Origin of the sequence: Terriglobus sp. YAF25 (genome assembly GCF_052113305.1) — a bacterium.
Lineage (GTDB): Bacteria > Acidobacteriota > Terriglobia > Terriglobales > Acidobacteriaceae > Terriglobus.
On record NZ_JBFRCY010000037.1, the window covers coordinates 1 to 11,416 of the forward strand.

Annotated in this window: 6 protein-coding genes; 3 read left to right on the forward strand and 3 right to left on the reverse strand. The window is 57.9% G+C overall.

What is annotated here, in order from left to right; all coding sequences use genetic code 11:
* From AB4043_RS02535 to AB4043_RS02545, 3 genes are all read right to left on the reverse strand, one after another.
* Positions 1-770 (reverse strand): M16 family metallopeptidase (locus AB4043_RS02535; protein ID WP_442306441.1); only part of this gene is annotated, 770 nt, incomplete at its 3' end.
* Positions 767-2,293, reverse strand: a complete 1,527-nt coding sequence (locus AB4043_RS02540) for a M16 family metallopeptidase (RefSeq protein ID WP_442299462.1) — start codon at positions 2,291-2,293, stop codon at positions 767-769. The genes AB4043_RS02540 and AB4043_RS02535, both read right to left, overlap by 4 nt.
* Positions 2,294-2,479: 186 nt before the next feature.
* Entirely contained in the window at positions 2,480-3,325 is an 846-nt protein-coding gene (locus AB4043_RS02545) for a hypothetical protein (protein ID WP_442299463.1), read from the reverse strand.
* Positions 3,326-3,435: 110 nt separating this feature from the next.
* Between AB4043_RS02545 and AB4043_RS02550 the strand changes: the two genes are divergently transcribed.
* The 3 genes from AB4043_RS02550 to AB4043_RS02560 form a co-directional block, all read left to right on the forward strand.
* Positions 3,436-7,455, forward strand: coding sequence for an Ig-like domain repeat protein (locus AB4043_RS02550; RefSeq protein ID WP_442306442.1), 4,020 nt, complete (start codon positions 3,436-3,438; stop codon positions 7,453-7,455).
* A 140-nt stretch (positions 7,456-7,595) separates the two neighbouring features.
* Positions 7,596-10,352, forward strand: coding sequence for a protease pro-enzyme activation domain-containing protein (locus AB4043_RS02555; protein WP_442299465.1), 2,757 nt, complete (start codon positions 7,596-7,598; stop codon positions 10,350-10,352).
* 144 nt (positions 10,353-10,496) lie between these two features.
* Positions 10,497-11,416: protease pro-enzyme activation domain-containing protein (locus tag AB4043_RS02560; RefSeq protein WP_442306443.1), on the forward strand; the 920-nt coding region annotated here is incomplete at its 3' end.

An 11,416-nucleotide genomic window follows, 5' to 3' on the forward strand; every position in this document is an offset into this window, starting at 1 on the left:
GACTTGAACTGTTCTCCCTTGGGAAGCTTCTCGAAGGTGTCGCGCAGCTTCTTCTCCATCGCGGCGGAATCGAAGTCGCCGATGACGGAGACAAGCAGATTGCTGCCGACCACCGTCTTATCGTGCCACTGTTTGATGTCGTCGACAGTGACGCCGAGGACCGTGGAGAACTCGGGCTGACGGGCGTAGGGGCTGGCAGCGCCATAGACAACCTTACCGACCTCGCGGGCAAGAATGCCGCCGGCATCGTCGTTGCGGCGAGCAATACCCGTAGCCATCTGCTGCTGTGCGAGCTCGAGCTTCTCCGGCTTGAAGGATGGGTGCAGGAGGAGGTCGACTGCCTGGGGAAAGACCGTATCGAAGTCCGTCTTCAGGCTGCTCCATGTGAGTGCCGTGGAATCAATGTCGGCGCTGGTCTCGATCTTGGCAGCTTTAGCTTCGAGTGCATCATCCATGACGTCGCCGTCCATGGCTGCGGTGCCGCTGGTACGCCATACATCACCGTACATATCGAGCATGCCGGCTTTGTTTGCCGGTTCTTCGCGTGAGCCGCCGCGGACGTTGATGGTGCCGTCGATGAAGGGCAGCTCATGATCTTCCTGCAGGAAGATCACAACACCGTTCTTCAGGTCGATTCGCTTGGGCTGGACCGGTTTGAACTCATGCAGCGGAGGCGTCGGAATCTTCGTCCATGGTTCGGTCGTTTGTGCACGTAATGAGGGAATAAACAGAGCAGAGGCAAGGGCGAGGCAGACAAGGTTCTTTTTCACTGGGCACCTCCCTTGGAAACCACTGCAGGTGTGGGGCGGGCAAACTCGATGGTTGTGCTGGTACGGTTTGACTCCACGAAGAGCTGGTTGGCAACACGGCGGATATCGGCTTTGCTCACTTTGTCGTAGGCCTCGAGCTGGCGGAAGAGCTCACGCCAGTCACCGTAACGTGTCTGGTAGTCGGCGAGCTGTTGCGCCAGTCCCTGGTTGCTTGCCAGGCCGCGCAGCAGGTCGGCACGGGCACGTGTCTTGAACATGGCGAGTTCAGCATCCGAGACATCCTCGTTCTTCAGGCGATCAAGTTCCTTGTGAATCGCATCGCGGAGCTGGGCTGGAGTTTTTCCCGGCACTGGAACCGCATAGACAGCGAAGAGCCCAGGATATTTCTCGCCTGGGAAGCCGCTGAACCCCGCGGCCGCGGCTGCGATCTTTTGATCGCGTACCAACGAACGATAGAGGCGGGCAGTACGGCCGTTGGAGAACAGGTCGGTGATGGCGTCATACACGGCATCGTCCTTGTCCCGGTAATCGGGGCGGTGATAGCCCTCGAGATAGAACGGCTGCGTGGCCTCCCGAATGGTTACGGTGCGCTCTGCGAACTGCTTTGGTTCTATGGTGGTCATCTCCGGCGGCTTGGGACCGGAGGGGATACGGCCGAAGTACTTTTCAAGTACCGGCATGGTCTCGGCCGCCTTCACATCGCCGACGACGGCTACAACGATGTTTGCAGGGACGTAGTACTTCTTATGGAAGTTCTCAGCTTCGGTAGCCGTTACCTGGCTGATCTCGCTCTCCCAGCCGACGCCGCTGCGGCCATAGGGATGGGCCGTGTACGCGGCGGCAAGGAACTGCTCCACCATGCGTCCGATGGGGGCAGAATCGATGCGCATGCGCCGCTCTTCCTGAACGACATCGCGTTCCTTGTAGAACTCACGCAGGACAGGTTCAGCAATCCGGCTGCTCTCAAGATAGGCCCAAAGCTCAAGCCGGTTGGAGGGCATCGACCAGAAGTAGTCAGTCTTGTCTTCCGAGGTGGAAGCGTTCAGACCGACGGCGCCGCTCTTCTCCGCGATCTCAGAAAACTGGTTCGGAATGACGTACTGCTGCGCGTCCTTGACCGCTGCATCGAAGGCCGCTTTGAGCTGAGAGAGTTTGGCGGCATCCTGTCCGACCAGCTTGCGCTGTTCCAGGTTATAGGCGGTATACGCCTGCTCAACCTTTTCGAGAACAGCCTTTTCAGCGGTGTAATTGGTCGTGCCGATCTCGTTGGTGCCCTTGAAGGCCATGTGCTCGAACATGTGAGCCAGGCCGGAGGCGCCGTCGGGATCGTTGGCCGAACCAGCATCCACCAGCGTATAGAAGCTGAAAACCGGGGCCTCAGGACGCTCACAGACGATCAAGGTCAGCCCATTGGGGAGCACTTTGACCGTGGTGCGCTTCTCAAAACTGGCCAGGTCCTGCGCCGGGGCAAAGCCCGCCAGAAGAACAGCGGCCACAAGCGCGGCCTTCATGCGATGAAACATGGAACCTCCAACAACTCTCGATATTGCAACGATAGAGCATTTTCCCTGTGGGTGTCGTGTAGGGCTTATCGCATCTATTGGCGTTTTCCGCAATGAAAACGCCACCGCACAATCCTTCCGGGATACCCAGTAACAGGGAAATGCTCTATTAGATATGAGCGTGGGACGGACAGCGGGATACGAAAGTTAGTTGCTGCGGGAAGGGGATTTCCGCAGGGATTTTTTGGCCGTGGCGGATGCCTGCTTCTTAGGTGCGGATTTCACTGCCTTCTTTGCCGGCCTTCCCGCGGAGGGCTTCGCGCCCAAAGCAGCCGACTTCTTGGCAGAGGCTTTGACGGCACTCTTCTTTGATGGGGCGCTTTTGGCAGAAACCGTAGTCGTTGTTGGCCGGGTTGTGATGGAGGGGTGTGCCGGCTCGATCGGGAGGATCGCCGGCGGCTTGGCATCGCGTCTCAGCTCCGCCTCGGCAGTAATGGAAGGAGCGGCGATATAGGCAAGAAATTGTTGCCGGGTCCATTCATTGCGTGCGGGAGCAGGGCCGTTGCGGTGGCACTCGGCTGCGGCCGTCTTCCAGTCGCCGGTGACGACGGCATGCAGCAACCTGGGATAACCCTGTAGCAGGTCAGTCATTCCGAGGTTGTACGCCATATCGAGCAGGGCCACCTTGGCAGATGCGGGGAGCGCGTCCCAGATGGGAATCTCTTTTCTCAGATCCTGGTCGAGATGGGTGACAGCGGCACGGAGCTGGACATCGATCTCCACCGCGGTAAGAAGCACGGACATAGGGCTGCGGTAAAAACCGGCAGCTTTCCCCTTCACCATGGAAGAGACCCGGCGGAAGTCAACGATGATCTCCTGGTTATGGGCCGGGCGGCCGTCAAATTGAAAGGGCAGGGCGGTCGCACTTTGCGTCGTTGGCAGCATCAGACCTGCGCCAACCGTGACTTTGCCCACGGTGTCCAGATACATCCATGGGATAGCGTTTTCAAATCTCTTCAGCTGGGCGAGCGACTCTTCCAAATAACGCGACACGCCGACAGCGTACCACGCCCTGCCACTTTAGTTATCGGCAGGTAACGTTCATTGGCCTGGAAGTGTTATTGCCTTTCCGGTCTGCAACGGCGAGAATCAATGCGATCCCTATGGTGGTGAAAATTCAGGCGTTTCTGCGCTCGTGTGCGGTGGTCTGCATGCTGGCATGTACTCTTTTATCGGCTGCCATGGCACAGCAAGCGCGCCGGGCGTTGCCATCCGTCACCACGTCGCTGCCCGCAGGAGCAGTTGTTCTGGATGCCGCTCCAGCCTCCTCGCCGTTGCAACACATCTCCATTGCGCTGCAGATAGACGACAGCCGGCAGAATGCGTTGGCACAGTATTTGACGGACCTTACGACCAAAGGTTCCACGAACTACCATCATTGGCTGACTCCGCAGGAGTTTGCCGCTCGTTTCGGCGCGACCGACGCGGAGATAGGTGCGGCGACTGCCTGGCTTGAAGCTCAAGGGATACACGTCACCGCAGCCAATGCAGCGCATACGTTATTACAGGCAGCATCGACAGTGGCCATCGCCCAGCAGACCTTCAGCGCAGACCTTCACCAGATCGAGATTGGCGGCAGCCTGCATGTGGTGGAACGAGGAAATCTCTCGCTGCCTGGGGACGCTCCGCAGAGCATCAGGGCGGTAACGGGACTGGACGATCTGGACGATTCTCCGCTGCCTGTCGCGGAAGCGTCAGTCGACGCGAATTCCTCCGCTGTGCTTGTCTTAAACAGTCTTTCCGCGGGGCAGGCAGACTGGGATCTCCTGGTGCAGCAGGCGAATGCTCAAGGCATCACGGTGCTTGGGAACTCTTCAGGTGATTATGCAGGGATGACAGTCGTTGTTCCGGCTGCGCTGAGCGATGTCATGATGGGTACGGAAACCAGGCCCTCCTGGCAGGTTGCAGAAGGTCTGCCAGCCAATGGACTTCGTGCTGTTCCGGATTTCATCTCTATGGCGGATTTCGGCGCGACGGTAAATGAGTTGATCGCTCGGAGTGGCGGAAGGCTTGGGAACATCAATGCCACCCTCTACCAACTGGCGGCGATTCCAGGCGTCTACACGCAACCGGCCGGTATCGCCACGGGGACGTGGACGGCGCTGACCGGGCTGGGCACCGTTAACCCGGAAGAGATCCTCAAGCGGTGGCCTCTGGGGACATCGACGTCAAATACGTCGATCACCTCGAGCAACTTCGCTCCAACACATGGCCAGAGCTTCACCCTGACTGCAACGGTGACCTCGGCGAGTGGAGGTGCGACTCCGACCGGGACGGTAACCTTCTCCAGTTCTGCAACTGSAACACCTGGAACCGCCTCGCTGGACTCATCCGGTAAGGCAACGTACAGCACCAAGCAACTCGCCGGCGGCAGCTATAGCTTCAATGCTGCTTATGCGGGAGACGGGACTTATGCATCCTCTAACACTCCGGCTCCGGCAACGATTTCCATTCAGCCGGAGTCGGCCAGCGTTTCGGCGATTTTGAATGGAACCGCGACCTATGGCGCCAATGCCAGCATCGTGGTGTCGGTGACGGGTACTTCGGGAGTGGACAATCCCACGGGTACAGTCAGCGCTCAGGGGCAGGGAACGACCGACACCAAGGCCTACCCGGCTACGCTGGCGGCCGCAGGAAGCGGAACAACGAAGTCGACCGCAACAATCACATATCCCGTAAGTGAGAAGAATACCTTTACGGTGCTGATCTCATGCACCAGCGGTGACAGCAACTTTACCTGCCCCACGCCTTACACCCTCTCCATTACTCCGGGAGCCACCAGAACTACCAGCGTGACCACGTTGAGTTCGTCGCCGAATCCTCCAGTCACGGGGGCGGCGACGACCTTTACCGCTACGGTTGCTTCCGGCAGCAGTTCCGTCACGACTGTTCCGACGGGGTCGGTCGATTTCAAAGACAACGGGACGATCATTGGATCGGGCACGTTGTCGAGTGGAAGCGCAACCTTTGCCACGACGCTGGCAGCTGGCAGCGTGCACGTCATAACGGCGGTCTATTCCGGAGATACGGTCTATAACACCAGCACCTCCGGATCGCTGTCGACCTCGGCCGGAAGCACCTCCAGCACGGTTGCTCTGACATCGAATCCGAGTCCACCGGTCGCGGGCAAATCCGTAACCTTTACGGCGACGGTAACCTCCACCACCAGCGGCCAGAGTGTTGGCCGGGTTCATCCACAAGCCGCCGCCACACCTACAGGAACGGTCGACTTCCGCGACAATGGAACGTCGATGGGAACCAGTACCGTCACGAGTGGTGCGGCGACCTACACCACGACGCTGACTGCAGGCACGGCGCATAGCATTACTGCGGTCTACTCCGGTAATGGAACCTATGCGGCTTCCACGTCTTCTGCGATCAGCGTGCAGGCGGCAACAGGAACAACGGCAACGACTACATCAYTTGTTGCCTCCAGCTATGCCGTGAATGGCGGTGTGAACATCACCTTTACGTCGACGGTCAAATCATCGACGAGTTCCACCAGCACGCCGACGGGAACAGTCACACTGACGTCTTCGAAAGATGGAGTCATTGGATCCGGCACGATCGGCACCGATGGAACCGTCAATATCTCGAACTCATCGTTGACGATTGGCCGGCACGACATTACTGCCACTTATAGCGGAGATTCGACCTTCGCGACGTCCAGTAGCAGCTCAATCGCCGTCACCATTTCGCCTTCCAGCGGAACGCTGTCGGCATCGGTCTCTCCGTCGCCAGGTGCGTATGGGAATAACGCTACCATTACGGTGACGGTAGCGGTTACGACGGGGGCTGCCAACGGAACGGTTCAGGCTGTAGTGAACGGGCAAACCTACACCGGGACAGTGACCTCGGGAACGGGAAACCTCACGATTACGATTCCTCCTCCAGGGAAGTATTCGATCGTGATCTCATGCCCGTCGGTTAATACCTTCGTGTGTACGAACTCTCCTCTTACATTGTCGTATACGGCGACTAAGGGAAATACCACCACGACGGTTACGTCGAGCAGCAGCTCAGCGAATGCCGGCGATTCCGTTACCCTGACGGCCACCGTTGCGAATGCGGGTAATGCGACGGGAACGTATGTCTATACAGGCACCGTAACCTTCCTGGATGGGACGAAGACCGTCGGTACAGCTCCGCTTGTTGCTGGTTCAGCCACGGCAACAGTGACATTGACTGGCGCTGGAACACATTCCATTACCGCGGTGTATTCCGGAGATACGAACTGGAATGGCAGCACATCAACCGCGATTGGTGTCGTGACGTCCAAGGTAGCCTCCACCCTGGTGCTGTCGGCCAGCAGCACTACGGCTGTAAACGGAACGAACATCGTATTTACGGCAACTGCCAGTGGCGGTTCGACCACACTATCTCCGCCAACGGGCACCGTAACCTTCTATGACACGGTCGGTTCCACCGTGGTGACGCTGGGGACAGCTACGCTGACGGCGAACGGAACCACGCAGTCGGTGGCGAGCGTGTCGAGCACCGGTCTTCTGCCTGGCGCGCACAGCCTTTATGCGATCTACGCCGGTGATACCAACTACAAGAGTGCAACGTCCAACACTCTGGCAGTCACAATCAGCGACTTTACCGTTACCCTGAATCCGACATCCCTGAACATTACGCAGGGCAAGTCGGCGCAGGTTGCTGCAACGGTGACAAGCTCGGGCGGATTCGCCGGGACGATTACGTTGGGCTGCACGCCTCCGGCTGCGGCGCAGATGACATGCGCCTTCTCTCCGACATCGCTTGGCAGCAGCGGCACCAGCACCCTCACAATTAAGACGAATGCGAATACTGCCTCTTTGGAGAGGCATGACATTCCATGGCATCTTCCCGTTGGTGGAACGGTTGTTGCGGCGATCATGTGGTTCATGGTGCCAACGCGCCGTCGCATCAGTCTGCTGATTGCGATTCTTGCAGTTCTGGTCACGATGACGGCAGGAGGTTGCGCTTCTGGAGTCGTGCAGAACGGCACCGATAGTAGCAGTGGCGGATCTGCCAACAACGGCACTCCATTCGGAACGCAGTTGTTGACCATCACTGTCTCGGGGACCGATGGCGGAAGCCCGGTTCGTCACAACTACAGCTATCAGGTAACCGTGCAGTAGAGTAAGCGATTTCGTCGTCTCCCCGAAACCTTTCCAGAAAGTTCTCGTCTGTACGTGCGACCCCCGTTGTTCCCGGTTGCACATACGGTGCGTTCTTGCTGTGTTTGTCGTGGCCGTAAAAGGGGGTATTGGACCTTTGTATGCGACGACTTCGTATCTTCCCCGTACGTGCTTTGGCTCTCTCCATCGCAATGCTGGTCGTGCTGCAAGCATCGACCTTGTTTGCCGTACAACCATCCCGCCGTATTACTTCGATTGACGACGCGCAGCGCACCCCGATGTCAGGTAATGTGTCGCCGCGGGTTCGTGGTGCGTCTGACCTTGGCGAACTGCCGGGAAGTCAGCAGTTGGAGCAACTCACACTTCGTTTCAGCATGAGCGCCGCGCAGGAGGCTGCGCTAACGCAGTTGCTGCAGGATCAGCAGAACCCGAGCTCTTCTCGTTATCACCAGTGGCTCACCCCGGAAGAGTATGGGGCACAGTTCGGCATGGCACAGGCTGACCTGGACCAGGCAACGGCATGGCTTACCAGCAAAGGTCTGACTGTGACGGAGGTTGCGCGAAGCAAAAACTTTATTACCTTCAGCGGCCCCGTCTCGGCTGTCGAGAAGGCCTTCCAGACTTCGATTCATTCTGTCCAGTCGGGGAGCGAAACAAACTTTGCGAATATCTCTGAGCCGGTTCTTCCGGCCAGCTTACAGACAGTTGTCACGGGGATTACCGGGCTTAATAATTTCAAGCTGAAGCCGCATGTGCGTCCTCACTTCACCTCAGATAAGTCAGGAAGTCACTTTCTTGCGCCGGGAGATCTTTACACGATCTATGACATGAAGTCACTGGTTTCCGGCGGCACGACCGGATCAGGTGTAACGATTGCAGTGATGGGGCAGACAGAGATCAGCCTGTCGCAGGTGGCGACCTTTCGCAGTGTCTCAGGGCTTTCTACCAATGCGCCTACTCTGAAGCTCTATGGCACGACGCCCGGAACGGTGAATACCGACCTCGCTGAAGCAATGCTGGATGTAGAGTGGTCTGGTGCGGCGGCCCCGTCAGCCTCGATCCTTTATGTCTATTCCAAGGATGTTGTGGACACGTCGCTGACCCAGGCGATCAGCAACAATCTGGCGCCCATCATCACCATCAGCTATGGTCTTTGCGAGTCTGGATGGGGGCAGAGCAGTCTGACGACCTATAACGCACTCTTCCGCCAGGCAAATGCACAAGGTCAGACCATTGTGGGGCCGACCGGCGATTCCGGCGCCACTGACTGCGACTACAGCAGCAGCACAACCACAGTGACATCGGCACAGTATGGACTAGCCGTCGATTTCCCCGCATCTTCGCCTTACGTCACGGCTCTTGGTGGAACCATGTTCAATGAGGGCAGCACCACTGGAGCTACGACGTATTGGAGCGGGTCAAATGGCTCGAATCAGGGGTCAGCGCTTAGCTACATTCCGGAGGCGGCATGGAACGAAACCACTTCCGGGAGCGAATTGGCCGGTGGTGGTGGTGGAAAGAGCGACTACTTCGCTAAGCCGGCCTGGCAGACAGGCACTGGTGTGCCTACGGATTATGTCCGTGATGTTCCCGATATCGCTTTCAACGCGGCATCTGGTCACGACGGATATCTCATCTGCACGGGCACATACTGCACGAACGGCTATCGCGCTTCCGATGACACTCTGGCAGTTGTGGGCGGCACTTCTGTCTCCACACCAATCTTTGCGGGAGTCCTGGCTCTGGTTGAGCAGAAGACCGGCTCGCGCATCGGCAATGCCAATCCGACAATCTATGCGCTCGCGAACAGCACGTACTATAGCTCGGTCTTCCACGACGTGACCGTGGGCGACAACAAACAACCCTGCACGAGTGGAACCACCGATTGCCCCTCAGGTACAACCAGCATCGGTTACAGCGCGACTACGGGATATGACCTGGCAACGGGATGGGGTTCACTGGATGTCGCCAACTTTGTCAACGACTGGACAGCGGTAACGGCGCTCTCCTCAGGTGGCTCGGCGATCTCGACGACGACTGTTACGGCGTCGCCGACCAATGTGACAGCGGGCAACTCGGTTTCTATCACTGTAACTGTGGCATCGGGTACATCAGGTGTAACGACGACTCCGACCGGAACGGTGCAGTTACTGGTGGATGGAACGGCAACAGGCTCCACGTTCACCTTGAGCTCCGGCACGGCAACCGGAACTATCTCCACAACGTCCTTGTCTTCGGGCAATCACACGATTACAGCGTCCTATTCGGGGGATACGACCTACGGAAGTTCTCTGGGAGCGGCGACCATCGATGTAGTGGCGGCCAGCACCGCTGACTTCACGCTGTCACCTTCGACCGCGACAGCCACAGTAAGCTCTGGAGGCACGGCCTCGCCGATTACATTCACCGTCGCCTCGGTGAATGGTTTTGCAGGATCGATCAGCTTCAGCGCATCCAGCAGCACAAGCCTTGCAGCGCAATATATCTTCTCAGTCTCGCCGGTCACGCTGGCGAGTGGAGGTACGGCAACAACTGCTTTGACGCTGTATGCGTATCAGTCGAGCGCCAAGGTTGGCAGCGGCATGACACAACTGGCAACTCAGCAGGCGGCGCTACGTCGAGGGGAGAAGGCGGCTGCCGGCGGAGCTGTTGTTCTGGCGGGCTTGCTGTGCATGCTGCTGCCGCGCAGGCGGCGGCTCCCGATTCTCCTATTGATAGGCTTCAGTGCAGTCCTGATGACCGGGCTCTCCGGCTGCGGTGGCGGTTCTTCCAGCTCAAGCAGCAGTGTGACCAAAACCTCAACCGGTACCTACACCATTACCGTGACGGCTACCAGCAGCTCAACCAGTTCCACCGCCACATCCCACACGTCGACGGTGACATTTGTTGTGAATTAGCAACGTTGCGTATCACGAGGGGTGGCTTCGGTCACCCCTCGTCTTTTAATGTCTCAAAAACGATCACTTGTAAGTGAGATGGGAATTTGACATCGTGACCGGGCCGCCTGAGAATCATGGCATCTTTAGAATCCCCCACGGTGCATGCCTGTACTGTACCTGGCCATAAAGGCTCTTATGTTGAAGCTCCCCCGTTTTGCAGTAGCTATTCTGGCCCTTGTTTCCGTTTCTGTCTCGGCTCAACTCACGAATCAAGCTAAACCTCTGGTGACCCAGCCGGTGAACGATAACCACCGCGTTGAATTGCGTGGCATGGTGCATCCACTGGTCCGTGTCGCTAACGATCAAGGGTCGCTGGCTGATGACCTGGCGTTGAATCGCATTCTGATGACACTGCGGCGCAGTGACGACCAGGAGACTGCACTGAAGCAGTTGGTCGATGAGCAGCAGGACAAGAACTCTCCGAACTTTCACAAGTGGCTTACGCCGGAGGAGTTCGGGGCCAGGTTCGGTCCTTCCGATACCGACATCGCGACGTTGACGAGCTGGCTGACGGCACACGGGTTCAACAATGTTTCGGTGAATAAAGGTCGAACGACCGTGGAGTTCTCCGGTTCCGCCGGAGCCATGCGACAGGCCTTTGGCGTCTCGATGCACCGGTTCTCGTACCTCGGAAAATCCCGTACAGCGAACGTCACCGATCCGTTGATCCCGGCTGCGCTTGCTCCTTTGGTCTCTGGATTCAGCTCACTGAACAATTTTCCGCGGAAAACGTTCGCCGAAAAGTACGGTATCTACCGGCGCGATTCGCAGACAGGAAAGCTGCAACAGGTTGGTGGTACACCTCAATACGTGATTTCGTCGAATGGCGCCAACTATCTCGGCGTAACGCCTTACGACTTTGCAACGCTCTACAACCTGAATCCTCTCTGGAGCGCGTCGGTGAATGGGGCCGGGCAAACGATTGCGATCGTCGGCGAATCGGATCTGAATCCACAGGATTTCGTAAACTTCCGCAACTTGTTCGGTCTGCCGCTCGGGAATACGTCTGGATCGACGGGGAC